Here is a 26,520-nt window from a genome sequence, read left to right on the forward strand (position 1 = left end):
AAGTATATTCTTGAACAGGCAATCTCTAGTTATAGAAGTAACCTGCTGTTCCCTAGAAGTTTTTAGCGTTTGGCTTATTAAATCCATATTGTTCAAAGAATTCGTCCCGGAAATCTCCAAGTCTGTCTTCGCGGATTGCTTGACGAACTTGTTCCATTAATTTTAGCAGAAAATAAAGATTATGGTAAGACGTTAATCGAAGACCAAATGTTTCATTCGAACGAATTAAGTGACGAATATATGCTCTTGAGTAATTTTGGCATGTATAGCAATCACAATTTTCATCAATTGGTCTGAAGTCCTCAGCAAACTTCGCGTTACGTACAACAAGGCGACCTTCGCTTGTCATGAGAGTTCCGTTACGGGCAATACGTGTTGGTAAAACACAGTCAAACATATCAACGCCTCGAATAGCACCGTCTACAAGCGAATCAGGCGACCCTACTCCCATTAAATAACGAGGTTTATCAGTTGGAAGAAGAGGTGTTGTAAATTCAAGTACGCGATTCATTACGTCTTTCGGTTCACCAACAGACAAACCTCCTATAGCGTAACCCGGGAAATCAAGAGAAATCAAATCTTTCGCACTTTGTTTACGAAGTTCTTCATATTCTCCACCTTGAACAATTCCAAATAACCCTTGATCATTTGGTCTAGCATGAGCCTCAAGACAACGCTCAGCCCAACGGCTTGTACGTTCAACAGACTTCTTCATATATTCATATGAAGCCGGGTATGGAGGACATTCATCAAAAGCCATCATAATATCAGAACCTAAAGCATTTTGAATCTCCATCGCACCTTCTGGTGATAAGAAAAGCTTTTCACCACTTAGATGATTACGGAAATGAACTCCTTCTTCTTGAATCTTGCGGAATTCACTTAAACTAAATACTTGGAAACCACCTGAATCTGTCAAAATTGGACGATCCCAGTTCATGAACTTATGAAGACCACCTGCTTTTTTGACAATTTCATGTCCAGGACGAAGCCAAAGGTGGTACGTATTACTTAAAATGATACCTGCTCCCATTTGTTTTAACTCTTCAGGTGACATTGTTTTTACAGTTGCAAGTGTTCCAACAGGCATAAAAGTTGGCGTCTCGAAAGTTCCGTGTGGCGTGTGCACACGGCCAAGACGCGCTCCTGTTTGCTTACATGTTTTTATATGTTCATATCTTATTGCTGTCATTGCTGTTTTCCTTTCTCATCAAAAGTTCCCTTTTTAAGTTTTATCGAATAAACATTGCGTCGCCAAAGCTAAAGAAACGATATTTCTCTTCAACTGCCTTATTGTAAGCATGAAGAACATTTTCTCTCCCCGCAAGCGCACTAATAAGCATAATAAGCGTTGACTTTGGAAGATGGAAGTTTGTAATCATACCATCAATTGCCTTAAATTCATAGCCTGGAAAGATGAAAATGCTCGTCCATCCAGAAGAAGCTACAAACTGACCATCGTGTTTAGAAGCAATTGTTTCAAGTGTACGAGTTGACGTTGTACCAACAGACACAATGCGTCCCCCCTGCTCTTTTACATTGTTTAAAAGAGCAGCTGTTCCTTCTGTCATCTGATAAAATTCAGCATGCATATCATGTTCTTCTAAATCTTCAGCACTTACAGGTCGGAACGTGCCAAGACCAACATGAAGCGTAATAAACGCAATATGAACTCCTTTTTCTTTCAATTGTTCAATCAAATCTTCAGTGAAATGCAAGCCAGCTGTTGGAGCCGCCGCAGAACCTTGCTCACGAGCATAAACGGTTTGATATCGTTCACGGTCTTCTAGACGTTCTTTAATATATGGAGGAAGAGGCATTTCTCCAAGGCTTTCTAATACTTCATAAAAAATGCCTTCATAGTGGAACTCTAGCATTCTTCCGCCTTGATCCATTTCTTCTTGGCAAATGGCCTTCAAACGACCATCCCCAAACGTAATAACTGTCCCTTTTCTTACACGTTTTGCTGGTTTTACAAGCGTTTCCCATATGTCGCCTTCTTCCTGTTTCAAAAGAAGAACTTCGATATTTGCACCTGTTTCTTCTTTCGTGCCAAAAAGCCGAGCAGGCAATACTCTTGTATCATTTAAAACAAGACAGTCTCCCTCTTGCAAGTAGTCTCCAATATTGTAAAAGTGATCATGAGCAAGCTCACCTGTTTTTTTATCTAATACCATTAAGCGTGATTTATCGCGCTCTTTCAATGGAGTTTGCGCAATTAACTCTTCTGGTAAGTGGAAATCAAATAAATCTACTTTCATCTCTTTCACCTGTTCCTATTATATTACATACTCATTTTAATCGATTAATCACGAAAAAAACGAGCGATAAAATAACGCTGACGATAATGCATGTTACAATCGGAAAATAAAATGTTGTATTTCCCTTTTTAATCAAGATATCTCCGGGAAGCTTGCCGATAAATTGTATCAGTATCCCAAGCAAAAGTAAAACTGCTCCAGCACCCATTAATAACTTTGCAATTTCGCCCACTATTCATTAACCTCAATTCCAAAATGTTCATAAACTAAGTTTGTTACAATACGTCCACGCGGAGTTCGCTGTAAAAAACCAATTTGAAGCAAGTAGGGCTCATACACATCTTCAATCGTATGAGATTCCTCTCCAACTGTAGCGGAAATGGTATCAAGACCAACAGGTCCTCCCCGGAATTTTTCAATAATCCCCATTAATAATTTATGGTCAATATTATCGAGGCCTAAACGGTCTACTTGCAGAAGCTCTAAAGACGTATCTGCCAGCTCTTTTGTGATGACACCTTCCCCTTCAACTTGGGCAAAGTCTCGAACACGTCTTAATAGACGGTTAGCAATTCGGGGTGTTCCTCTTGACCGTCTCGCAATCTCTGTAGCAGCCCGTGGATCAATTTCCACATCAAGGATTTGAGCTGTACGCACAACAATATTTTGTAAATCTTCTTCTTTATAGTATTCTAATCTGCTTAATACACCAAAACGATCACGCAAAGGTGCTGAAAGAAGACCAGCTCTTGTTGTAGCGCCAACGAGCGTAAACGGAGGTAAATCAAGCCTTACAGAACGAGCGCTTGGCCCTTTTCCAATAACGATGTCTAAACAGAAATCTTCCATCGCTGGGTAGAGAACTTCTTCAATTGAACGATGAAGACGATGAATCTCATCAATAAACAAAACATCTCCTGGCTCAAGACTCGTTAATACAGCCGCAAGATCTCCTGGTCGTTCAATTGCAGGTCCTGATGTTGTCCGCAAGTTCACGCCCATTTCGTTCGCAATAATGGCTGCAAGTGTCGTTTTACCGAGACCTGGTGGACCATATAACAAAACATGATCGAGTGTTTCTTCCCTCATTTTCGCCGCTTTAATAAAAACCGATAGATGACTTTTCACCTTATCCTGTCCAATATACTGCTGTAAAGTTTGTGGGCGTAAGCTATATTCCACGAGCGCTTCTTCGTTCAAAGCATCTCCTGTCACAATTCTTTCGTCCATTTAATCACCCTTTATTTTAAAAGCTTTTGCAATGCTTTCTTAATGTATTGATCCGTCGCTAAATTCTCGCCTGCAAGTGTTGGCAGTACTTTATTAATTTCACGTTCTGCATATCCAAGTACTTTAAGCGCTTCTTTTGCTTCTTCCATTGCTTTTTCATTTTCCGTTCTTTGCTCATGTTTTTCATGAGTAAACAGTGTAAACGTTTCGTCTGTAGCTAGATCATTTAGCTTTCCTTTTAAATCTAAAATCATCTGACGAGCCGTTTTCTTACCAACGCCAGGAAATTTCACTAAAAACTTTTCATTTTCTTCTTCAACCGCTCGGATAAGCCCTGCCGTATCACCTGAAGCAAGGACAGCAAGCGCCCCCTTCGGCCCAATTCCTGAGACGCTGAGGAGCTTCTTGAATAAATCTTTATCTTGACGCGATAAAAAACCAAAAAGCGCGCTTATATCTTCACGTACATGATGGTACGTATATACCGTAATTTCCTCCATCTCGTTAATTTGGAATAAAAACGGATTTGGGGTAAAAACCTGATATCCTATCCCTCCGTTTTCTACCGTCACATATTCAGGATTAAGGTATGTTACATATCCTTTAATATAGTCAAACAAAAAATCCCTCTCCTTTAACAAATTGAGAGCTCGTGCGTCCGTATGAGCTAACATTCACTGTGTTCTATTTTATCATAACTTCATAATATTAGCGTAGTTTCAAGCAACAAAAAACAGGGCAGCATCTTTCACTACCCTGTTTTTGTTGCTGTTGTTTTTTTGGAAAAGGTTTTATAAAAATTAAGCAATGCCGTGTATTGCTCTTTCGTTTGAATCCGAATACCATCTTCTAGCTTTTTATAATCAAAACTTTGCATCATTTCTACATCAAGTTGAAAAAACGATTGAATAACACGGGTTGATTTCTGATGTGGTTCACCTTCATAAATAGATAAAATCCCTTCTCTGTCCATCCCAATATATCCGTTCTCTTTTAAAAGCGGTGAGATATCATCCACTTCTTTTTGAAAAACCACTTGATCATCTTGCTCATCAATAAGCTCCCAGTTTTTGAATTTCTCATACATTCGTGCTCTATTTTCACTATTAACTTCTATAATCTCTTCTTCTGTTACTCCATCTACATAGATACGTTCTAATAAAATGGTCATTTTCTCATCTTCATCATTTTTGGCTAAAGCTTGTGAACCTACAAATAGAAAAAGTGACAAGCTTAAAAGAAGAAGTGCGCTTTGATAGGTTCGATTCATCGTATCTCCACCTCTTTAAAAACTTTTAAAAACAATCTAGTTATAGCTTCTCCTCTTTTAATATCTTTATCCATTTGTACAGATTCACCGAATCTGGCTAAGAAAAAACTGAATTTGTGGCATAAGCATTCTCTTCCTTTCTTGATTAAAAAACAGAGCTTTTTCTATTTTATTTCGATTGCTTTTTTGAAGAAGTTTTGGCCATGCTTTGAAAAGATCATCTTGATAGAGCAAAGCATATAAAAAGCGAGGCTCTCTAAACCATGAAAGAAGCTCATTATGTAGGAGTAAAGGGATTAGAGAAGCATTTGTATAACGTAAAAAACGCCTTGTCAATTGTAAATAATCATAGAAAACAGAACCATAGTGAACAAGGTCAAAATCAATTAAACACACCATATCTGCACTTTTTAAAAAGTTATGTGAAGCAACGTCACCATGATTAATTGCTTGTAGAGAAGGGTGAATTAATGAAGTTTCCTGTACTTTATCAAGAAGAAAAGCTCCATCATACAGAATGTCTTCTCGCTCTCTTCGATGAAGAAAAGCGGAGTTCTGCTCGAAGTAAGAGAGTCTCTTCCTCCATCTCTCTTCAAGTAATAAAGGTGCAAGTTTGTACGTATTGATTGCTTTTGTACTGTTATGAAAAGAACTTAAAAGGCTAAGTGCTTCCGTTCGCTCACTCCTCTTATAATAGTTAAGCGCTCGTCCTTCTCTATAGTTCATAAGTGCCCAATATCCTCCCTCATATGAAAAGGTGAGCGTTCCATCAGGATAAGGAATAAAATTTATACTTTGGGTGAAAGACTTTTTTGAAGCTTCTTGTAATAAGTTATAAGTACGAATAACCTTTTCCTTTTCTTTATATCTTTTCATTACATATCTTCCTGTTTTGGACTCTAATGTCAAAACATGAGGCCTAATACAATTTACTTTTTCAATTTCGATTCCTTTCTCTTTTAAAAGATAGAGAAAAAGGCGATCGTAAACGATTTCGCCTTTTTCTAATTTCCTATTATTAATCATCGTCTTCCTCATAACGAGGCATACCGAACATTTGATGGTCTGGCGATTGTGGCATTGGCTGCTCATACCCCATATTAGCAAAATTTTGTGGGTAATATCCTTGCTCACCTTGCGTCTGTGGATAATAAGGCTGTGACATACCACCACATCCGCAATCATCCTGTTGACCGTGCATCATGCCGTATTGATGCATCTGTTCGTTTGGATCATGATACGGCATTCCCATCTGTTCTCCATAGTGAGGCATTGGCATATATGGACTTTGAACAGGACTTTGTGGCATTGGCATATATGGCATTGGTGTATGTGGAATAGGATGATGATAGTACTGTGGCATAGGCATGTAATCATGCTGTGCTCCCATTACGTAATCATCGTTGTCATTATCATTTTCATCTTCCATATGATACATTCCCATATTAGGCATTTGATGTTCATATGGATATGGATTATTCTGATATGGAGCATTCATTGGCATGTGAACAGGCATCGGCGGCATGCATGGGTTATAACATGGTATATAATTAAATCCGCATCCTGGCATTACTGGTGTTAACGCCATCGGCATGCAATGTTGCATTGGCATTTGCGGCATCATTGGCATTTGTTGCTGCATCATCGGCATTTCGAAGCTTTCATTTTCCTCATAAGATTCTTCAATATCTAGCATTGGCATTGGCTCTACTTTTGGAATTTCAATCGGCTCTTCTTTTTTCGGCATTTCTTTCTTTGGCTCTTTTTTCTTCGGCTCTTCTTTTTTAGGCGCTTCTTTCTTTGGCTCTTCTTTTTTAGGCGCTTCTTTCTTTGGCTCTTCTTTTTTAGGTGCTTCTTTTTTAGGCGCTTCTTTCTTTGGCTCTTCTTTTGCTGGAAGTTGAACATTTAGATTGTAATAATTGTTGACGTCAATCTCAGGAAACATTGGTTTCATCTTTGGCATTTTCGGCAATTTCGGCATTTCCTTTTTTGGAGAAGAAGGCATCTCCTTCGGTGGCATCATTGGCATTTCTTTTTGTGGAGAAGAAGGCATCTCCTTTGGTGGCATCATTGGCATTTCTTTTTGTGGAGAAGAAGGCATCTCCTTTGGTGGCATCATTGGCATTTCTTTTTTAGGCGCCATGTTCATATTATTCGGCTGTTGTGACGTCATTGGAAATTCATTATAAGGTTGTTGCGGCATCATTGGGAATCCATTATTCGGCTGTTGCGGCATCATTGGGAATCCATTATTCGGCTGTTGCGGCATCATTGGGAATCCATTATTCGGCTGTTGCGGCATCATTGGGAGTTCATTATAAGATTGTTGTGGCATTTGTTGCTGTGGTTGCTGTGACATTTGTTCATCTGTATCAATTTCTGTCATTGGAAGTTGTTTTTGCGGCATTTCTTTATACGGATGGTCCATATTTTGCATTTCATTTTTAATTTGTACACTATTTGTTGGCACCTTAATCTTCATTCCTGGCATAATCATATCAGGGTTGCTTAACTGTGAATTGACTTCTTTAATTTCTTCAAAATTAACTCCATATTTCTTTGCAATTTTCCAAAGGGTATCCCCTTTTTGGACGATATGGATTTTCAACGTTTTTCCCCTCCTGCAACAATATCTTTACAATGTATATTCAGACTGGGTGTCTTTCTAATTCAGACTTCCTCACAACATATGCTTGTAAAAAAACATTTATTCATAAGGTGGAAAAACATTCAAAAGGATGAGCTCATTTTCTCACATAAGAGCTCATCCTTTTCTTATATTAAAGCATTCTTCCAATAGCTGCTAATGCTCCTTTTTGTACTTTTTCAGGAACTTTTATAATATTGATTGGCTTATTATCCTCAATGCTCTCAAGGGCCCACGCAAGGTGTGGTAAGTCAATTCGGTTCATTGTTAAACATGGACACATATAAGGATTCAAGGACATAATTTGTTTGTCAGGGTTGTTATCAATTAATCGTTTAACAAGGTTCATTTCCGTACCAATCGCCCACTTTGATCCTTTTTCAGCTTCATTAATTTTATCAATAATAAAAGAGGTTGAGCCCGAATAGTCTGAGGCTTGAACAACCTCATAACAACATTCAGGATGAACAAGGATATTAATATCGCTATGTGTTGCTCGCAATGCTTCAATATTTTTCACTGTGAAGTTTTGATGAACAGAGCAGTGCCCTTTCCATAAAATAACTTTGATGTCTTCATAATTACCTTCGTATTCAAGCTTTCCTTGAATTGGATCCCATAAAGCCATCTCTTCTAGCGAAATACCTAACTCGTACGCTGTATTTCGTCCAAGATGCTGATCAGGGAGAAATAAAATTCGTTCTTTTTTACCGAGCGCCCATTGCACAATTTTGGCTGCGTTTGAACTTGTTAACGTTGCTCCATCATTTTCGCCAACAAATGATTTAATTTCAGCTGTTGAGTTTACATATGTGAGCGGCACAATCGTGTTTCCAAACTGTTCAGTAAGATATGACCATGCTACTTCTGTTTGTTGAAGGTTTGCCATATCGGCCATTGAACAGCCTGCTTGCATATCAGGTAAAATTACCTGCTGGTGTGGATTTGTTAAAATATCAGCGGTTTCGGCCATAAAATGCACGCCGCAAAAAACGATGTAGTCTGCTTTTGTCTGTTCTGAAGCGACTCTTGATAGAGCAAGAGAATCTCCTGTTACATCGGCAAACTGGATAACTTCATCTTTTTGATAATGGTGACCGAGAATAAACAATCTATCACCAAGGTTTTTCTTTACTCGTTCAACAATTGCAATAAGTTCTTTCTCATCTTGTTCCTTATATTTTTGTGGAATAATCGATAGTTTCTCTTCAAAACCCGCTAAAATGCTCATTTTCCTTCCCCTTCCTTCTGCGAGGCAATATTAAAGCTAATATCAAGTCCTGAAACAGAATGTGTTAACGCACCGATTGAAATATAGTTCACGCCTGTTTCTCTATACTGATGAATATTTTCGAGCGTAATGCCCCCTGAAACCTCTGTAACAATATGGTCTGGAACATGCCTCATCCAGCTCTTAATTTCTTCTGAAGAACGATTATCAAACATAATAATATCTGCTTTCGCCTCTACTGCTTGGAGAAGTGCTTCTTCTGTTTCAATCTCTACTTCTACGCGAATCATATGACCAACTCGCTTTCGAACTTCTCTAATTGCATCTCCTGTTGATCCTACGGCAGCCACATGGTTGTCTTTTAACATCACTCCATCATAAAGGCCAAAGCGATGATTATAGCCCCCTCCACATGTCACAGCGTATTTATCAAATATTTTTAAACCTGGCATAACTTTTCTTGTATCGCAAATCCGGATTCCTGAGCCGTCAAGAATATGGACAAATTCATTTGTCATTGTCGCAATTCCACTCATCCGCTGCACAAGATTCAAAATTACTCGCTCCCCAGCCATAAGTGTTGAAAAAGTTCCTTCAACAGAAGCGATAATATCTCCCTTCACGATGCAATCACCATCATGTTTAAAAAGAATTACTTCAGTATCCTTACTAATCAACGAAAAACCTAACTTAATAATTTCTTCTCCTGCAAAAATACCGTCTTCTTTTGAAATAAAATGACCTTGAATCCACTGGTCCTTATTTCCAAGAGAGTCAGTCGTTAGGTCTCCACATCCAATATCTTCTATTAAAAATTCAGTTAACTTCTCTTTCACTTTTAACTCATTCATCATTCCGTCTCCTATCCAATAAATTCTCGCTGACTTATCTCTTTTGTATCACTCCGCATATGCACACCTAAACTTTCTCGACGTTCTGAAGCAGCCGATAAAATAAGAAAGCTTGTTCTCAGCATATTTATTTTTTCGATTGCATCTCGCTCATAAAGGTGCAGCTTTTCTTCTGATACTTTTTCTAGATATTGAGCACACCAATTTATGCATTTTTCCAGCTCTTCCCTACACCGAACAATCCCAGCTCCCTCTTCATGGTTTCTCTGAATCTCTTGAATAGATGGTAAGGTTACTTTTATTGTTTTTTTCGGTTTGAGTGATGTAAAAAAGCTTTCCTGAATATTGCCTTCTCCTTCATTGTTTAAATGAGTAGCTAAGCGACTTCCATAAACAAGAATCTCTAATAAAGAGTTACTTGCCAGTCGATTTGCTCCGTGAACACCTGTACATGCAACTTCTCCAATTGCATAAAGATTAGGAATGGATGATTCGCTATTTTCATTTACAGCAACTCCACCTAGTTGAAAATGCGCTCCAGGAGCGACAGGAAGTAAAGAAGGCTGATATCCAAATGCTTTTACACAGTTGTTATGAATGGTTGGAAAGCGTTCTGGAAAGTTTGAGATATTTGTAATATCTAAAAATACTTTGCTTCCCTTTTTCAACTTCATATCAATGGTTTGTGCAACAATATCACGAGGTGCTAAATCTTTTAGGGGATGAGTATCCATAACAGCCTTTCCTTTTTCATCTACAAGCTTTCCGCCTTCTCCTCTTACAGCTTCTGAAACTAGTCCAAATGCTTCTCCATCTCTATGAAGAAGAGTAGGATGAAACTGGATAAATTCAAGATCTTTTAATGTAGCACCTGCACGGTAAGCAAGAGCTATTCCGTCTCCTCTGTTTTCATCTGGATTTGAGCTAAAACGATAAAGACCTCCACATCCACCTGAAGCTAGTACAGTGTGGCGGCCGTAATAATGATTTTGTTCGGTGAACACACCAATACAGCGCCCATCTTCAACATGTAATGTATGAACAGGCTCGTGTTCTACGATTGTTATATTTGATTGACCATATACTTTTTTTCGAAAATGGCGAACAAGCTCTCTCCCTGTTGCATCACCACCAGCATGCAAAATACGTCGTTTACTATGCGCGCCCTCCATACCTAACGCCACTTGGCCATTCTCTTTGTCAAAGGTCATTCCTTGATTTATTAAGATGTTTATTTCGGTTTGAGCTCTTCTAACGAGCATAGAAACAGCTGCCCTATCGTTATAATAATGACCTGCTTTTAAAGTATCTTCATAGTGATATTTCCAATGATCATCAGGTGACATAACAGCAGCAATTCCACCTTGTGCAAGACTAGAACTGCTTTGTTTCAACTCATCCTTTGTGATGACAAGGATCCTTTTGTCATCTGATAGCTTCGCTGCTGTTACAAGTGTTGCAAGGCCACTTCCAATCAAAATGACATCATATATCATAATTACTACCCCTCAACTTTACATGTGTCTTGACACCTATATTTACATATTATTTAATAAAATACAAGACTTTGATTTTTATAAAGGAGAAACAAAATGATTTATTTAGACTATGCTGCAACAACACCCATAAGTAAAAACGCGCTACAGGCTTATTGTGAAAGTGCTGAAAAATTTTATGGAAATACAAATAGCCTTCATGATGAAGGAACAAAAGCGAAAGAAATGGTGAAAATGTGTCAAGCTGAACTCGCTTCTTATATCCAAGCTAACGAGGAAGAAATATATTTTACAAACGGTGGGTCTGATAGTAACCTGCTTGCTGTTAAGAGTATATTAGGGAGTTCTCCCCCTTCTAAAAAACATATTATTACTTCAAAGCTCGAACATTCGTCACTTCTGAGTCTTTGGGATACACTAGAAGAAGAAGGATATGATATCTCTTATGTATCCATTATGGAAGATGGCACGATTAATCTTGAAAACTTGCGTGAATGTATTACAGATGAGACGTGTCTTATCGCCATTCAACACGTCAATCATGAGCTTGGAACGGTTCATCCTGTAAAAGAAATTGGAGAGATTGCTAAGATATATAACATCCCGTTCCACTGTGATGGAGTTCAATCTTTCTTAAAGCTTCCTATTAATGTAAGAGATATGCACATTACGAGCTTATCCATCGCAAGTCATAAAATATATGGACCAAAAGGAACTGGCGCTCTTTATCTTTCTAAAGAAATCCCTAAAGTGAAGCAGCATGGTACGATTGATGTGCCAAGTATTGTTGCGTTTACTGTTGCTGCGCAGGAACAAAAGAAAATATTGACGGATACCTATAACAGTCATGTAAACTTAAGAAGAAAGCTTATCCATCATATCCCTGTATCAGCTGAAATTATAAGCCCTCCTGACGCTCTTCCTTCTATCGTTGGAATGAAGATGGACAGCTTAGAAGGTCAGTATGTTATGCTATGGTGCAATAAGTACAATATTGCCATTTCAACAGGAAGCGCTTGTCTTGTTGGACAGCAGGAACCTTCCCCATATATGATAGCAATGGGAAAAAACGTTCATGAAAGTAAACAGCTTTTTCGCATTTCATTTGGCACTTCAACAACGATTGAAGACATTAAAGCTTTTACAGACTGCTTAAAATTATTAACAACCTCATAAAGGAGTTCAAAAATGAAGGATGAACAAAAAAAGATTTTAGGGGAAAAAAGACGAGACCTTTTGCTTCAATGGTTAAAAGATTCGAACGCTCCGTTAACAGGCAGTGACCTATCAAAACGTACAAATGTGAGTAGACAAGTTATCGTACAAGACATCTCGCTATTAAAAGCGCGAAACGAGCCTATTATGGCCACAAGTCAAGGCTATCTTTATATGTCGAGAACACAAGCAGAGCAAAAACAAACTCGCATTATTGCTTGTAAACACGGCCCAGACGAATCGGAACGCGAGCTTCTTCTCCTTGTTGACCATGGTGTCACAGTAAAAGATGTAATCGTCGAACATTCTGTTTATGGAGAGCTTACTGCTTCGCTTGGTCTTCGCAATCGCAAAGATGTCGCGAACTTTATTGATAAAATCCGCTCAGCGAAAGCTGCTTTCTTGCTTGAACTAACAAAAGGCGGTCACCTTCACACAGTTGAAGCTGATTCCTCAAAACAGCTTGATGAAGCGTGTGAAGCTTTGCGTGAGGCAGGAATTTTAGTCGAAGAATAAAATACTTTTAGAACAAAGAAAAGAACGCTTGGAACTACAAGCGTTCTTTTCTTTGTTCTAAAAAGGCTCCTAAGCTGTACTAGAGCCGTTCCTATTTGATAATGTAGTAAGGATAGCTTCCTAAAAGGGTTACTCCGCACCCTAATGCTTCGATTTCAGCAATTGCTCCAGGGATCAATACATCATCAAGCTTTTGCTCGATATCGATAATAAAGAAGTAATTCCCAAGTCCTGTTTTCATTGGACGTGATTCAATTTTTGATAAGTTAAGATTGCGCCAAGAAAAAGCAGACAACACACGGTGTAGGGCTCCTGCTGGGTTTTCGGATAGTGTAATCATCAGCGTTGTTTTATAACCGTTATGTTCTAAAAGCGTTTGCTCTAGGGGGGCATTTTCTTGATTTAAGATGAGAAAACGCGTTGTATTATGATCGTAGTCATGCACATCTTTTTTGACAATTTGTAATCCATATTTTTTTGCCGCAAACTCGTTTGCAATTGCCCCTATCTTCTCATCTTCTTTTTCATAAACATGTTTTGCTGCATAGGCCGTTGATGTTACTTCATGTAGAGGTTTGTTGCGAAATGTATCATGAAGAAATTTATGACATTGAGCAATTGCATGTGGATGCGAATACACGCCTTCAACATTTTGCCACTCATCTATATATTTGGGATGCACCATAAAATGTTGACGGATCGGCAACACAATCTCTCCTACAATTGGTAGACGTTTTTCATGGATTAAATAATCAAGAGTCAAGTTTACGGAGCCTTCAAGAGCATTCTCTAAGGGAACAACCGCATAATCTACTTCTCTGTCTGTTACGCCATCAATGCACGAAGGAATAGTGCGATACGGATGTGAGGTTATCTGTTTGAAAACAGATTCTACGGCAATATGTGTAAATGTTGCTTCTGGTCCTAAATATCCAACTTTCTTCACAGTTCTCTCTCCCATGTCTTTATTTTTTTATTTTTCAAAATTTAATATGTAAAGAAAACAGCTTGATTGATCGTCAAGCTGTTTTTATTAAGCTCCCGAGCCTAATACATCTACTTTATCAACAAATTCCAATGCCCGCAATCTCGAAAGAAGGTCTTCTAGATCTGTTTTTAAACCAGAAACATCTAGTGAAAGGGTTACATTTGCACGCCCTTGCAGTGGAATAGTCTGGTGAATTGTTAATACATTACACCCGCTTGAAGCAACAAGACCTAATAGATGTGAAAGAGTACCAGAGCGGTCTTCCAAGTGGAAGAAAAGCGAGATGATACGTTCTTTCACCATAGTATGAAACGGAAATACCGTTTCTCTATACTTGTAGTAAGCGCTGCGACTTAAATCAACAAGCTGTACAGCGTCAGCAATTGAGTCTGCCTTTCCACGTTCAAGCAGAAGTTTTGCATCAAGCGTCTTCTTCATTGCTTCTGGTAAGACATCCTCCCGAACTAAATAAAATTTCTGATCGATTTTCTTCAACGAGAACTCCCCTCTCTGTTCCCTTTTACCATCTACTCTAAGAATTCAAATTCATATTCAAGAAGTTTTACAATATCCCCATCTTGAGCTCCACGTTCACGTAATGCTTCATCAACACCCATGCCTCGAAGCTGACGAGCGAAACGGCGTACAGATTCATCTCTTGAGAAGTCTGTCATCTTGAATAGTTTCTCAATCTTCTCACCTGAAAGCACATAAGCTCCTTCACTATCACGTGTAAGATGGAACTCTTTATCTTCCTCTTGGAACTTGTACATAACATGTTGATTTGCAAGCTCTTCTTCACTATAAAGAGGAAACTCTGGTGTTGTTTCAAGAAGATCAGCAACTGTGAATAAAAGATCACGAAGTCCTTTACGTGCAATAGCTGAAATTGGAATAACTTTTACGTCTTTGCCGACTTTCTCCTGAAACGCTTTTAAGTTCTCCTCTGATTCCGGCACGTCCATTTTGTTTGCTACAACAACTTGAGGACGCTCTGTTAAGCGAAGATTATATTCTTTAAGCTCAGTGTTAATTGTGACGTAATCTTCATAAGGATCTCTGCCTTCCATACCAGACATATCAATCACATGAACAATAACTCTTGTACGCTCGATATGGCGAAGGAACTGATGACCAAGCCCTACTCCCTCATGTGCACCTTCAATAAGCCCCGGTAAGTCAGCCATAACAAAGCTTCGGCTATCCTCTGTTTCCACAACTCCTAAGTTTGGTGCAATTGTAGTAAAATGATACGCAGCGATTTTAGGCTTTGCTGCAGATACGATTGAAAGAAGCGTAGATTTCCCAACGCTTGGGAATCCAACAAGCCCAACGTCTGCTAGTACTTTTAATTCAAGGATAATGTAGCGTTCTTGACCTGGTTCCCCTTTCTCAGAAAGCTCAGGTGCTGGATTAGATGGCGTTGCAAATCGTGTGTTTCCACGACCGCTTCGGCCTCCTTTAGCAATAACCGCACGCTGACCGTGTTCTGTTAGATCCGCAATAACTTCTCCTGTATCATCATCTTTTACGACTGTTCCAGGCGGTACTTTGACAACAAGCGGCTCTGCATTTCGTCCGTGTTGGTTTTTCGACATGCCATTCTCACCATGTTTTGCTTTAAAATGGCGTTTATAGCGGAAATCCATTAGTGTACGAAGTCCTTCTTCAACTTCAAAGACAACGTCTGCTCCTTTACCACCGTCACCACCTGCTGGTCCTCCATTTGGTACATACTTCTCACGACGGAAAGCAACCATTCCATTTCCGCCGTCTCCACCTCTTACGTAGACTTTGACCTGATCGACAAACATTTAATTTTCACTCCGTTCCCTATATCACGTTCTTACTTTTTATGAATTACTGTGTTGCTTTTCATTCATAACAAGCTGAACCGTCAATTCATCTTTTGCTATTTTGTAGCAAGCTATACTAAACATGTTTAACGTTTCTTTTGATAACCATTCTTCTATCTTTTTTTCATTCTCTATTATGCCACTGAAATCAAAAAACAATGATGGACCTTCTTCAAGATAAAAAGAAACATCAAGGTGATGATTACTTTCTTTATTTGCTACATTTTCTAGTACATAAAAAAGCGATTCACACCAATCTGCAAGCTCTTCATCATAAGGAGATAAATCACACACTTCGCCGTTCACTTCGATATCGAGCTTTAAAACCGTTTCTCTAAATCCATATGTTAAAAGAAACGCAGTCAGCTTATGTGCCCCTGTACTCGTTAGCTTTGATTCATTTTTAGAGATGGCAATAATCTCTTCAATCGTTTGTTGGACACGGTCAAGACGATTCAATGATAAATTTCCCTTAATGAGCTGCAGCCTATTTAGCCAGTCATGGCGTGCATGCTTTAAAAGTTCAACAACATCCCACTCTTTACTCATTTTCCAACCCCTTACCTTAAAACATGCTTTGTTCTTCTTTCAATAGCAAAGAAGACAAAACAGACCATATATGCATTATAGCAAATTATCTAGGCTATGAGCACAACCCTAGCAATTGTCCCAACAAAAAGAAAAACTCTAACCAATCTTGGTTAGAGTTTTCTTTTTGTGTACGATTACGTTTTAAGCTTCTTGCGCTACTGGATAAACGCTCACTTTTTTACGGTCACGTCCATAACGCTCGAATTTTACGATACCATCGATTTTCGCGAAAAGAGTATCGTCTCCACCACGAGAAACGTTTGCACCTGGATAGATTTTTGTACCGCGTTGACGGTAAAGGATAGAACCACCAGTTACAAATTGACCATCTGCACGTTTAGCACCAAGGCGTTTAGAGATAGAGTCACGACCGTTCTTTGTACTACCTACCCCTTTTTTCGATGCGAAAAACTGAAGATCTAATCTTAGCATATGTTCCACCTCCTCTTTATTGAGATACAATGTTTATATATTGTCCATAATCACGCTCGATTGTTTCAAGTGAAACAACCATTCCTTCGAGAAGGAGCTGAACGTTGCGAGCAACATCCTCTTCTAAGTCTTCAGGAATGAGGCAGTTAAAATAACCGCCGTCCTCACCTTGTTCAAGGCCTGGCATTGTATCACATAAAGAAATAATCGCGTTTACTGTCCCAAATGACACAGCTGTAACAGCGGCGCATACTAAATCTTTACCGTGTTCCGCAAAGTCTGCGTGTCCACTTATTTCAAAAGAAGTAATATGACCTGCTTCATTACGAGAAAGAACTACTTTAACCATGCAACCATTCCTTATGCATTGATTTTATCAATAACAACTTTTGTGTAAGGTTGACGGTGACCTTGTTTACGGCTGTAGTTTTTCTTAGCTTTGTATTTGAATACAGTAATCTTTTTAGCGCGACCTTGTTTTTCAACTTTAGCGCTAACTGTTGCACCATCAACGTAAGGAGCTCCAACTTTAACGTTGTCCCCACCTACTAATAGTACTTTGTCGAAAGTTACTGTTTCGTCTTGCTCTACGTTAAGTTTTTCGATGTAGATAGCTTGACCTTCTTCAACTTTAACTTGTTTACCACCAGTTTCAATAATAGCGTACATTCTCTGCACCTCCCTGTAAGACTCAGACTCGCCATCCCAGGTGTCACAATGGACTTTAAAACCTGTTCTGCGCGGTTGTAGCACGGGTGCTACAATAATCACATAGAAAATAATACTATATTTCTTCCCCCTATGTCAATCATATTCTCTAATGAAGTCATTCCAAATTTTACACAAAAAAAACTACAGCATCTGCTGCAGTTTTTTTAGAAGGTGATGATCCCCGTAACAATAGCTACAGCGATCATCACAAGACAGGAACCTAGTGCCCATTTAAAGTAAAACTTTTGGTGATCTCCAAATTCTACTTTCGCCATTCCTACTAATAAATATGCAGAAGCCATAAGTGGACTCATCGCATGAATTGGTTGCCCTAAAACAGAAGCACGAGCCATTTCAACAGGATCTACACCGTAAGCTGAAGCCGTTTCTGCTAAAATCGGTAATACTCCGTAGTAGTATGGATCGTTTGCCATAAAATACGTAAACGGCAAACTAGTTAGTGCTGTAATAACAGGGAAAAATGAACCTAATGATTCAGGAATAACAGAAACAAGGGCATTTGCCATTGCATCAACCATCTCTGTTCCTGAAAGGATTCCTGTAAAAATCCCTGAAGCAAATACTAAGCCAACAACTGCAAGGACGTTTCCTGCATGATTTGAAATCCGCTCTTTTTGCTCATCAAATTTTGGATAGTTAATCATAAGCGCAATAACAAAGGCAATCATAAATAAAGTTGCAAGTGGAAGTACACCTATCACTAAACATACTAATAGAGCAATCGTTAAAGCTAAGTTTACATATAGAAGCTTTGGACGTTTAATAGAAGTGTCATCCGCCCCAATATCTACAGCAGCACTCTGCTGGTTAAAAGCTAGATTTTGTGAATAGTCGATGTCGATAACACCTAAGCGTTTTTTCTCTTTCTTTCCTAAAATATAAGCTGTAAATAGTGTCCATAGCGCTGCTGAAATCATTACTGGAACAAGTGGTAAAAAGACGTCTGCAACATCAAGCTGAAGGGCACTTACTGCACGAGCTGTAGGCCCACCCCATGGAGACATATTCATAAAGCTAAATGAAAGCATAGCAATACACGTTAGGATTAACGGATTCATTCCAAGTCTTGTATAAAGCGGCAGCATTGCTGAAACTGTAATCATATATGTTGTTGTTCCATCTCCATCTAGAGCAATAAGCATGGAAAGAATAGCTGTTCCCATGACAATCTTTATTGGATCTCCCTTTACAATTTTCAGGATTGTAGATACAAGCGGATCAAACAAACCAGCATCAATCATAATTCCAAAGTATAAAATAGCAAACATCAGCATAACACCTGTTGGCGCTACCTGCTCTACCCCTGCAAGCATCATATCCCCTAACCCCGCTGCAAATCCCCCAATTATTGCAAACAAGATTGGAATAATAATAAGTGCAACCATAGCTGACATTCGTTTCGTAATAATCAGATACATAAAGACGGCGATCATTAAAAATCCAAGCGTAGCTAACATATTTTCTCCCCCTTTGTCTCTCGAAAATTTCCCCTAAAAAACGATAGTCCATCACTAAAAATATTATAAATTAAAAAATTCTGAATGTAACCGTTTACAAATTATTGAGCTTTAAATTCTTAATATCCTTTTTGTTCATTTTGTTCACGAGAATATACTAAGTAAAAAAAAGAAGGTTTTACCCTTCTTTTTTAAAATAGAAATTCAGCCTTATTTTCTTTTATTCTCTTCTCCACTTCTTCTCTTGAACCAATATGACGGAGGCGGTAAAATGGCGTAAGTTCTCCTCCTTCTGTTAGGTAAAGTTCTATCCCTTGCTCTTCTTTCCATTTTTCCATCTCTTCCCTGTTAAATGAAAGCAGAGGAGAAAGTTCTATCCATGCTGCCTCTTCTTTATATGAAAGCAGTTCCCCTTCTATATCATCCAACGTTTTCTTCTCATTTTTATATTTTCCCATTGTTTTACAAACACCACAATCTTTTAGAAGAAGATGCTGCAAGCTGTCTCGCTCTTTTTTACGTGTTACCTCTACTAACCCAAGTCTTGTAAAACCAAAAATAAGCGTCCTTACTGGATCTTGTTCTGTTTCTGTTTTTAGCTTTTGTAACACTTTTTCTCCATCTTCTTTGTTTTTCATGTTAATAAAATCAATCATAATAATGCCTCCAAGATTGCGGAGGCGAAGTTGTCGAGCCACTTCTTTCGCTGCTTCAAGATTTGTCTCTAGAACAGTCTGCGCTTGAGAAGTTTTTCCTACAAACCTGCTTGTATTTACATCAATAACCGTCATCGCCTCTGTTTCTTCAATAACTAATGAACCACCGCTCGGAAGCCAAACCGTTTTTTGCAATGCTTTTTCAAGCTCTTTTTGAAGATGATATATGTCAAAAAGGCTCTCTTTCTCACGTTGAAAAATAACCGTTGCTTCTGGAAAAGAAGCTTGAAGCTTTTTTTTCGTTTCAAACGAATCAACAATAAGCTCAAGCTTGTCCATTTTTGCTTTTTTTATCATATTTGTAATAAAATCTTCCCTTTGATAAACAACTCGAGGTACTGTACCTTCCGCTTGGAGCTCCCCAATAACCCCCTCTGCTTCTTTTCTAAGGGTAACAATTTCTTGTTCTACTTTGCTAGGAGACATTCCTTCAATGGCGCTTCGTAAGAGAAGCCCTTCCGTTCCTTCTACAATGCTCTCCCCAAAGCTCTTCCACTTTTCTTTTTCCGCTATCTTTTTTGAAACAGCTACGTATCCGCTATAAGGAAAATAAACAACGTACGAGCTTGAAAATTCAATAAACGTTGTCAATTTAGGTCCCTTTGTTCCTCTTTCTTCTTTGCTTACTTGTACGAGAATTTTTTGTCCTTCTTTTATACGTTCTGTAAACATCTCGTGCTCGTCAAGAAATACTTCACTTTTATGTAAATATCCGTTTTTGTCTCCTCCAATATCTACAAAAGCAGCGTCCATTCCTTTTACAACTTTTTTCACACGTCCAACATAAATATTGCCAACATAGTGGATAGCTTTTTGTTCTTCAATATAAAAAGCCTGTACTTGGCTATCCTGTAAATGGGCTATCTTATGAAGATTTGTTGCAGTTTCGATTATCAATTTTGCTGTCATATGTCCAAATCCCTTTCGTTATCTTTTATGTAGTTGGATTTTACCATAACAAAAAGGAAAGTAACATGTTTGTCTGTTACTTTCCTTTTCACCTTCTTTTTAATAAAAGGCAACAAGCTCATCAATAGAATCATTGATACGCTTATCTACAAAATAAGCATGGAGAAGCTCATTTTCATCAAGCTGCTTCCTTCCTTCTTTTTCCTCCACAATAATGATATGTTTTTGTCCTCTTTTAAACTTACGAATAATATGATAAATCTTTTCTCCCCCATTTACGGCAAGTGGGGAAAGGTCAAGGATTGTTTCTCCTTTGCCGTAGTATCGATCAAGAAGGAAACGAATATAAAGATAGTCCCTTTGTTTCCATTCATAATAAAGGCTATAACATAGATAGCACAACACCATCCAAAGATGCAGATGAGTAGAATAAAGAAAAAGAGCGACTACCGCAATGCACAATAGAAAAACGGCTGAAATACGAAGTGTTTTTTCAAAGGACTTTTGAAAAGAATCAAAAAGACTAAAAGAGACAAACATGAGTTTTCCCCCGTCAAGCGGATAAATCGGAAGCAAATTAAAACAAAGTAAAAGAACGTTATGAAACATAAACTGTTCATAAAATTCATGTGTAATAAGAGAAGACGAGAGGGCAATAAAAGATCCTAACATTAAAATAAGGTGAACAAACGGCCCGCTCAGAATAACAACCACTTCTTGATAAAGCGGTCTGTTTCCGTATTCATCAATTTCAGCTACTCCTCCAAATGGAAAGAGCATAATTTTTTTGATTTTCCATGAAAAAAAGCTAGCGGCAAAAACGTGCCCAAGCTCATGTAATAACACTAATGAAAATAAAAGGATAAGGTCATAGATATGACCTGTCATGATCCCTATTGCTAAAATAGCCCAAAGAAGCGGATGGATATGCGTTGATCGAAAAAGATGAAAAAAGTTATTCAAAGGAGATCACCTTACTAGGGTCCATAAATTTACCATCTTTATAAAGAGCAAATCCATAGCTTCCTTTTTTATCGTTCCCTTCCGCCTTCACTTTTCCAATAACCTGTCCTTTTTCAATAAAATCAAATGTTTTTATATCAATATTTGCAAGCCCGCTATACCATGACTCTGATCCGTCAGCATGCTGAATTGAAACTGTCTTTCCAAATCCTTTTTTCTCTTCAATGCTTTTAACAAATCCTGCATCCATAGCTTGCACTGCTGTTTGACTTCCTGTTTCAACGGTTACCCCTTTTTTCGAGCTCGCAAATGTTTCAACAACATTCCCTGATGCTGGCACAACATACTGCGAGTTTGCTTCTTCTGTCGGTTCTTCTCCTACAGATTTTGGAATGAGAGCAAGAGGTTCACCAAACTTCTCTTCATACCAAGCAGACATTTTAGCAAACTGAAAACTTTCCTCCATCGTATCTTCTACAAAAGCTCTTGCTCCGTCGAGCTGTACTGCTGGATTTCTAAAAAGAATAGCAACAATTAAAACAAGACAGAAAGAAGTTAACAGCTTAAATAGAAACCACTGAGGAGAGAATAACGGATGATGTTCTTTGCTTTCTGGATTGTATTCATAAGTCGGGAATCGTTCTCCACTATAGTTTTCCTCATCTGAAATTAAATCATCGTATGAAAACTTCCTTTGCGGCTTCTCTTCTTTTCCTCCATTTTTTCGCCGATCGGCTATTCGCTTACGAACTTCTTGGACACGTCGATTCATCGCTTCTCACCAATCCTTCAAGTCATTTGTAACAAATGTATGACTTGTCCTGTAAGGTTATGACAAAATAAAAAAGCTAGAGCTTTTGGAAGGGCTCTAGCTTTTTGAACATATATTATATAAACTAACGCACGCCGAAGAATTTCTTAATTTTAGAAAAAACACCTTGTTTGGTTTCGTCTAGAGATTGAAGCGGTACAGACTCTCCTAAAATACGTCTTGCGATATTACGATAAGAAATCGCTGCTTTGCTTGATGGGTCCATTGCAATTGGTTCACCATTATTAGATGCTTTGATAACATCATCATCATCCGCAATAATGCCAATTAAATCAATAGCCAACAATGAAACAATTTCATCAACATCTAACGTATCTCCATTTTTCATCATATGACTGCGAATACGGTTAATTACGAGCTTTGGAGATTCGATGTCTTCTTTCTCTAACAATCCAATAATACGATCCGCATCACGAACAGACGAAATTTCAGGGGTTGTAACAACAAGAGCCTTATCTGCTCCAGAAACGGCATTTTTATATCCTTGTTCAATTCCAGCAGGACAGTCAATAATAATATAATCATAGTCTTGCTTTAGTTCTGTAATAAGATCTTTCATCTGCTCTGGAGTTACGGCCGTTTTATCACTCGTTTGAGCAGCAGGCAACAAATATAAACATTCAAAACGCTTATCTTTAATAAGCGCCTTTTGAGGCGTACAGCGACCGTTCACAACATCTACTAAATCATAGATGATGCGGTTCTCTAACCCCATAATAACGTCTAAATTGCGCAAACCGATATCTGTATCGACTAGGCAAACCCGCTTACCAGTTAGGGCGAGTGCGGTTCCTAAGTTAGCAGACGTCGTTGTTTTTCCAACGCCGCCTTTTCCTGACGTAACAACAATAGCCTCTCCCAATGTCAACTTCTCCTTTCTAAGCGTGTCAAATTAGGGCGAAGATGAGACATAAGCTGTGAGCGTTCAATGACAATGCGCTTGTCTTCATCAAGATACGCACACTCCATATCATGTTCTTCATTTTTATCGGCTTCCTCTGCCCGACTAAAAGCTTCACAAATGCGGAGCTGTGTTGGTTCCATTTTAGAAGCTGCAATAACAGCTTGATCATTTCCATAATAGCCGGCATGTGCAATGCCTTTTAATGCGCCAAGCACAAAAATATTTCCTCCAGCAATGACTGTTCCACCAGGATTAACATCTCCAATTAAAAGAAGATCTCCTTCAACGTGCAAGACTTGTCCTGAGCGTACGACTCTTGCCACTGAAACAATTTCATTTTGCTGCTTAATTTTTAATGCTTCTTCTTTTGACACGACGTTTGACTCAATGCTCTCTACTACAAGATGATTTTTACTTCGAACGAGTGACTTTATTTGTTCTTCTTGATCGGGCGTTAAATATCTGTTTCCTACTCTTAATTGAACAGACACAAGTTGATTGTGTCCTCCGTATTGATTCGAAGACAGTTTTCGCTCCAATTCATTTAGCACATCGTGAAACGAACACGTATCATCGAGATGCAACGTTAATCCATCTTTTGTTCCTTTTATAATTACATTTTGTTTCTTCACAACGTTCACCTCAACGAATGTTTATTTCGACAAGGGCTAGTTAAATTCCTCTTTATACGCAACTGTTAATCTGTTAGCTTATAAGCTACTTTTTCAAACTGTTTTCTTAATGGGTACGCTAGAAGAACCACAAAAACAAGGTTTAAGATTAGTGTCGGATAAAGGCGATATGTTAGGAAGCGGTCCATAGACATATGCGTCAAACCAATCATACTGTTAATCTCGTAAACGTAAAACTCTAACAGCGTAATCCCCACAATTGTTAAAATTGTAATGATGACAACATTTGTTTGAAGAACTTTTAACAGCTTGGATACAATATAGCAAATTGCAGGCATCCCGAACATATAAACACCTAACAAGTCTGTATACACGATGTCATACAAAAGACCGAAAAAGAACGCATACTGAATTCCTTTTTTCGGATTTATGTAAATCGTCGCTAAAAGCAACACAATAAGCGTCAGTTTCGGTGATAAAATCCACTGATGAAACCAAGATTGATTAGCAAAAAAGTTCACGAATAAACTATCAGCAATAAACACTACAGAAACAATGATGGGAAGGAAGTAACGAATCACTTTTCTTCCTCCTCATCAAGTGATTTCTGTGGAGAAGGTTCTACTCGTTTTAATACGGTCACATCTTGGATATCTTTAAAATCAGCTGCAGGTTTTACATATGCTGTTTTTGTTAGCCCATAATTATCTGATTCAATATCGCTAATTTCTCCAACAATACGTCCTTGAGGGAAAACACCTGAATACCCAGACGTAATGACTTTTTGCTTTTCTTTTATCTTCGCGCTATGAGGAATACCTGTTAGAATCAATGCTTCACGTTTTTGATCGTATCCTGAAATAAGACCATTTACATTTTTAGATCCTTGGATTGTAACAGAAGCACGGTTTGTTCGATCTTGAGAACTTAGTAGTTGTACTGTTGATGTAAACTGTGAGGCATCTACCACTCGTCCAATTAAACCGCTTGATGTCATAACAGCCATATCATTTTCGACTCCATGAACTTTTCCGCGATCAATTGAAATCGCTTCATTCCATCGATCAGGACTTCTTGCAATGACCGTAGCATTAATTGGATCGTAATCACGTAGTGTCGAATCTTTATCAAGTCGCTCATTAAGCTCTTTGTTCTTCCGCTCTAAATCTTTCACATCTGCTTCGAGCTGCATATATTTATCAAGATTCTTTTTTAGTACTTTGTTTTCCTCATATGTATTTTTGAGATCTTCGATGCTTCCAAAGAAATCGGCAACATACTGAGCCGGCTTATGTGCCGTTGACTGTACCAGTCCAACTGTATCCTTAACAAATTGCTCTGGCCATGTGATCGTTTTACGTCCGTTTAAAGAAAAACCAATCAATGCCACGAGAATAATGATACTTACTAGTAACACAATCAATCTTTTATTGAAGAAAAATTGTGGCATGACGTTACACCTCTAATCTTATCGCTTGGACTCTGCTCTGTTTTTAAATAGATCAATATGTTCTAAAGCTTTTCCTGTTCCGATAGCTACACAGTCAAGTGGATCTTCTGCAATAACAACAGGCATGCTTGTTTCATCACTAATCATTTTATCTAGGTTACGAAGAAGCGCTCCACCACCTGTTAGAACAATTCCACGATCCATGATATCTGCTGCAAGCTCTGGAGGCGTTTGCTCAAGCGTACTTTTTACAGAATCAATAATTGCTTGCACAGTATCTTTAAGAGCGTCTGCAATTTCGTCTGCAGAAATCTCAATTGTTTTTGGTAATCCTGTTAAAAGATCTCGACCGCGAATTTCCATATTTTCTACATCTTGTGGTGTACTTGCAGAGCCGATTTCTACTTTCATTGCTTCTGCTGTGCGTTCCCCAATCATAAGATTGTAGTTTTTGCGAATATACTGAATAATAGCTTCGTCCATCTCATCACCAGCGATGCGAATAGATTGACTTGTTACAATCCCACCAAGTGAAATGATAGCAACTTCTGTTGTACCTCCACCGATATCTACTACCATACTACCTGTTGGCTCCCATACTGGTAAATTAGCTCCAATTGCAGCAGCAAATGGCTCTTCAATTGTGTAAGCATCACGTGCACCTGCTTGACGAGTTGCATCAATAACAGCACGTTTTTCAACTGCTGTAATCCCAGAAGGAACGCAAATCATGACATATGGCTTACCTGAAAAGACACTCTTATTTTTCTGTGCTTGTTTGATATAATACTTCATCATTGTTGCTGTTGTTTCATAATCAGCAATAACGCCGTCTTTCATTGGACGAAGAGCAATGACATTTCCAGGTGTACGTCCAATCATATTTTTAGCATCGTTACCAACTGCAACGATGTCTCTTGAATCTGTTTGTAGCGCTACAACCGATGGTTCACGAACAACAATTCCTTTTCCTTTTACATATACTAATGTGTTAGCCGTACCTAAATCGATTCCAAGGTCACGTGTACCAATTCCAAACATAATGTGTATCTCCCTTTCTCTCTCAAATATCACAAAGTTTTATCTATTATTTTTAATTGATATAGGACTTTTTGTTTTTATTCACTAAAAGTCTAGTTCTATTGTTACTCATACAAAGAATGTTATAAAAAACCAACAATCTTTATTGTGTCGAGTCCAAGAGCATATGTCAATGTAAAAATGGATTCTGTCATCAAAAGGTAATCTTCGACAAAAACAGTATTTTTTCAAGACTTTCTCAAAAAATCCATGCCTTTTATTATAACGTAATCATAATAAAAAAGGTAGAGTAATCTTGTC

Annotated in this window: 29 protein-coding genes and 1 other annotated feature; of the genes, 2 read left to right on the forward strand and 27 right to left on the reverse strand. The window is 38.3% G+C overall.

From position 1 onward, the window contains the following. Window positions 1-52: 52 nt before the first annotated feature. From tgt to nadB, 11 genes are all read right to left on the reverse strand, one after another. A complete protein-coding gene (tgt, locus tag BM012_RS03110; protein WP_040056842.1) occupies window positions 53-1,192 on the reverse strand; it encodes a tRNA guanosine(34) transglycosylase Tgt in 1,140 nt (379 codons plus the stop codon). A 40-nt stretch (window positions 1,193-1,232) separates the two neighbouring features. Next, window positions 1,233-2,261, reverse strand: a complete 1,029-nt coding sequence (queA, locus tag BM012_RS03115) for a tRNA preQ1(34) S-adenosylmethionine ribosyltransferase-isomerase QueA (RefSeq protein ID WP_061802086.1) — start codon at window positions 2,259-2,261, stop codon at window positions 1,233-1,235. 31 nt (window positions 2,262-2,292) lie between these two features. After that, entirely contained in the window at window positions 2,293-2,493 is a 201-nt protein-coding gene (locus BM012_RS03120) for a DUF2905 domain-containing protein (protein ID WP_019391353.1), read from the reverse strand. After that, complete coding sequence (ruvB, locus tag BM012_RS03125) at window positions 2,493-3,491, reverse strand: Holliday junction branch migration DNA helicase RuvB (protein ID WP_061802087.1); 999 nt, start codon at window positions 3,489-3,491, stop codon at window positions 2,493-2,495. Before ruvB ends, BM012_RS03120 begins: the two co-directional genes overlap by 1 nt. An 11-nt stretch (window positions 3,492-3,502) precedes the next feature. Further along, entirely contained in the window at window positions 3,503-4,111 is a 609-nt protein-coding gene (gene ruvA, locus BM012_RS03130) for a Holliday junction branch migration protein RuvA (protein WP_061802088.1), read from the reverse strand. A 131-nt stretch (window positions 4,112-4,242) separates the two neighbouring features. Beyond that, window positions 4,243-4,761, reverse strand: a complete 519-nt coding sequence (locus BM012_RS03135; RefSeq protein WP_061802089.1) for a BofC C-terminal domain-containing protein — start codon at window positions 4,759-4,761, stop codon at window positions 4,243-4,245. A gap of 84 nt (window positions 4,762-4,845) precedes the next feature. Then, a complete protein-coding gene (locus tag BM012_RS03140) occupies window positions 4,846-5,787 on the reverse strand; it encodes a phosphotransferase (protein ID WP_061802090.1) in 942 nt (313 codons plus the stop codon). Further along, window positions 5,780-7,369, reverse strand: a complete 1,590-nt coding sequence (gene safA / locus BM012_RS25780) for a SafA/ExsA family spore coat assembly protein (protein WP_083415630.1) — start codon at window positions 7,367-7,369, stop codon at window positions 5,780-5,782. Before safA ends, BM012_RS03140 begins: the two co-directional genes overlap by 8 nt. Before the next feature lie 172 nt (window positions 7,370-7,541). After that, complete coding sequence (gene nadA, locus BM012_RS03155; RefSeq protein ID WP_061802092.1) at window positions 7,542-8,639, reverse strand: quinolinate synthase NadA; 1,098 nt, start codon at window positions 8,637-8,639, stop codon at window positions 7,542-7,544. Beyond that, window positions 8,636-9,490 carry a carboxylating nicotinate-nucleotide diphosphorylase gene (nadC, locus tag BM012_RS03160; RefSeq protein ID WP_061802093.1) on the reverse strand — a complete coding sequence of 285 codons (855 nt, stop codon included), beginning with the start codon at window positions 9,488-9,490 and terminating at the stop codon, window positions 8,636-8,638. The genes nadA and nadC overlap by 4 nt, the downstream gene beginning before the upstream one ends. An 11-nt stretch (window positions 9,491-9,501) precedes the next feature. Beyond that, the gene (nadB, locus tag BM012_RS03165; protein ID WP_061802094.1) at window positions 9,502-10,986 is read right to left on the reverse strand and encodes an L-aspartate oxidase; all 1,485 of its coding nucleotides are present in this window, start codon (window positions 10,984-10,986) and stop codon (window positions 9,502-9,504) included. Window positions 10,987-11,082: 96 nt separating this feature from the next. Here nadB and BM012_RS03170 point away from each other — a divergent pair, with 96 nt between their 5' ends. Together BM012_RS03170 and BM012_RS03175 are read left to right on the forward strand one after the other, a co-directional pair. Then, window positions 11,083-12,162 carry an IscS subfamily cysteine desulfurase gene (locus BM012_RS03170; protein ID WP_061802095.1) on the forward strand — a complete coding sequence of 360 codons (1,080 nt, stop codon included), beginning with the start codon at window positions 11,083-11,085 and terminating at the stop codon, window positions 12,160-12,162. A gap of 12 nt (window positions 12,163-12,174) precedes the next feature. After that, a complete protein-coding gene (locus BM012_RS03175) occupies window positions 12,175-12,717 on the forward strand; it encodes a transcription repressor NadR (protein WP_061802096.1) in 543 nt (180 codons plus the stop codon). Window positions 12,718-12,808: 91 nt separating this feature from the next. Here BM012_RS03175 and pheA read toward each other — a convergent pair whose 3' ends face one another. From pheA to BM012_RS03255, 16 genes are all read right to left on the reverse strand, one after another. Then, entirely contained in the window at window positions 12,809-13,678 is an 870-nt protein-coding gene (gene pheA, locus BM012_RS03180) for a prephenate dehydratase (protein ID WP_061802097.1), read from the reverse strand. Window positions 13,679-13,750: 72 nt separating this feature from the next. Continuing rightward, window positions 13,751-14,200, reverse strand: a complete 450-nt coding sequence (locus tag BM012_RS03185; RefSeq protein WP_019391341.1) for an ACT domain-containing protein — start codon at window positions 14,198-14,200, stop codon at window positions 13,751-13,753. A 32-nt stretch (window positions 14,201-14,232) separates the two neighbouring features. Beyond that, a complete protein-coding gene (gene obgE / locus BM012_RS03190) occupies window positions 14,233-15,519 on the reverse strand; it encodes a GTPase ObgE (protein WP_061802098.1) in 1,287 nt (428 codons plus the stop codon). 39 nt (window positions 15,520-15,558) lie between these two features. Continuing rightward, window positions 15,559-16,110, reverse strand: a complete 552-nt coding sequence (locus BM012_RS03195) for a Spo0B C-terminal domain-containing protein (RefSeq protein ID WP_061802099.1) — start codon at window positions 16,108-16,110, stop codon at window positions 15,559-15,561. Between the two features lie 183 nt (window positions 16,111-16,293). Next, window positions 16,294-16,584, reverse strand: a complete 291-nt coding sequence (gene rpmA / locus BM012_RS03200) for a 50S ribosomal protein L27 (RefSeq protein ID WP_019391338.1) — start codon at window positions 16,582-16,584, stop codon at window positions 16,294-16,296. Window positions 16,585-16,600: 16 nt separating this feature from the next. Then, window positions 16,601-16,933 (reverse strand): ribosomal-processing cysteine protease Prp, encoded by a 333-nt coding sequence (locus tag BM012_RS03205; RefSeq protein WP_061802100.1) that lies wholly within the window; start codon window positions 16,931-16,933, stop codon window positions 16,601-16,603. Between the two features lie 11 nt (window positions 16,934-16,944). After that, window positions 16,945-17,253, reverse strand: a complete 309-nt coding sequence (gene rplU, locus BM012_RS03210) for a 50S ribosomal protein L21 (RefSeq protein WP_019391336.1) — start codon at window positions 17,251-17,253, stop codon at window positions 16,945-16,947. 14 nt (window positions 17,254-17,267) lie between these two features. After that, window positions 17,268-17,340: a sequence feature (ribosomal protein L21 leader region), on the reverse strand. A 119-nt stretch (window positions 17,341-17,459) separates the two neighbouring features. Further along, window positions 17,460-18,773 carry a CitMHS family transporter gene (locus BM012_RS03215; protein ID WP_061802101.1) on the reverse strand — a complete coding sequence of 438 codons (1,314 nt, stop codon included), beginning with the start codon at window positions 18,771-18,773 and terminating at the stop codon, window positions 17,460-17,462. A gap of 191 nt (window positions 18,774-18,964) precedes the next feature. Then, entirely contained in the window at window positions 18,965-20,398 is a 1,434-nt protein-coding gene (locus BM012_RS03220) for an Rne/Rng family ribonuclease (protein WP_061802102.1), read from the reverse strand. Between the two features lie 99 nt (window positions 20,399-20,497). Next, window positions 20,498-21,361 (reverse strand): site-2 protease family protein, encoded by an 864-nt coding sequence (locus BM012_RS03225; RefSeq protein ID WP_061802103.1) that lies wholly within the window; start codon window positions 21,359-21,361, stop codon window positions 20,498-20,500. After that, complete coding sequence (locus BM012_RS03230) at window positions 21,354-22,133, reverse strand: M23 family metallopeptidase (protein ID WP_061802104.1); 780 nt, start codon at window positions 22,131-22,133, stop codon at window positions 21,354-21,356. The genes BM012_RS03225 and BM012_RS03230 overlap by 8 nt, the downstream gene beginning before the upstream one ends. 124 nt (window positions 22,134-22,257) lie before the next feature. Further along, window positions 22,258-23,055: a septum site-determining protein MinD gene (gene minD, locus BM012_RS03235; RefSeq protein WP_061802105.1), complete on the reverse strand. Its 798-nt coding sequence runs from the start codon at window positions 23,053-23,055 to the stop codon at window positions 22,258-22,260. Window positions 23,056-23,057: 2 nt separating this feature from the next. Continuing rightward, the gene (minC, locus tag BM012_RS03240) at window positions 23,058-23,738 is read right to left on the reverse strand and encodes a septum site-determining protein MinC (protein WP_061802106.1); all 681 of its coding nucleotides are present in this window, start codon (window positions 23,736-23,738) and stop codon (window positions 23,058-23,060) included. A 56-nt stretch (window positions 23,739-23,794) separates the two neighbouring features. Further along, on the reverse strand, window positions 23,795-24,310 hold the full coding sequence (gene mreD, locus BM012_RS03245; protein ID WP_061802107.1) for a rod shape-determining protein MreD: 516 nt from the start codon (window positions 24,308-24,310) through the stop codon (window positions 23,795-23,797). Continuing rightward, window positions 24,307-25,179, reverse strand: coding sequence for a rod shape-determining protein MreC (mreC, locus tag BM012_RS03250; protein WP_061802108.1), 873 nt, complete (start codon window positions 25,177-25,179; stop codon window positions 24,307-24,309). The genes mreD and mreC overlap by 4 nt, the downstream gene beginning before the upstream one ends. An 18-nt stretch (window positions 25,180-25,197) precedes the next feature. Further along, the gene (locus BM012_RS03255) at window positions 25,198-26,220 is read right to left on the reverse strand and encodes a rod shape-determining protein (protein WP_061802109.1); all 1,023 of its coding nucleotides are present in this window, start codon (window positions 26,218-26,220) and stop codon (window positions 25,198-25,200) included. Window positions 26,221-26,520 lie beyond the last annotated feature (300 nt).

The sequence above is a fragment of the Priestia endophytica DSM 13796 genome (genome assembly GCF_900115845.1).
In the GTDB taxonomy this organism is placed as follows: Bacteria; Bacillota; Bacilli; order Bacillales; family Bacillaceae_H; genus Bacillus_I; species Bacillus_I endophytica.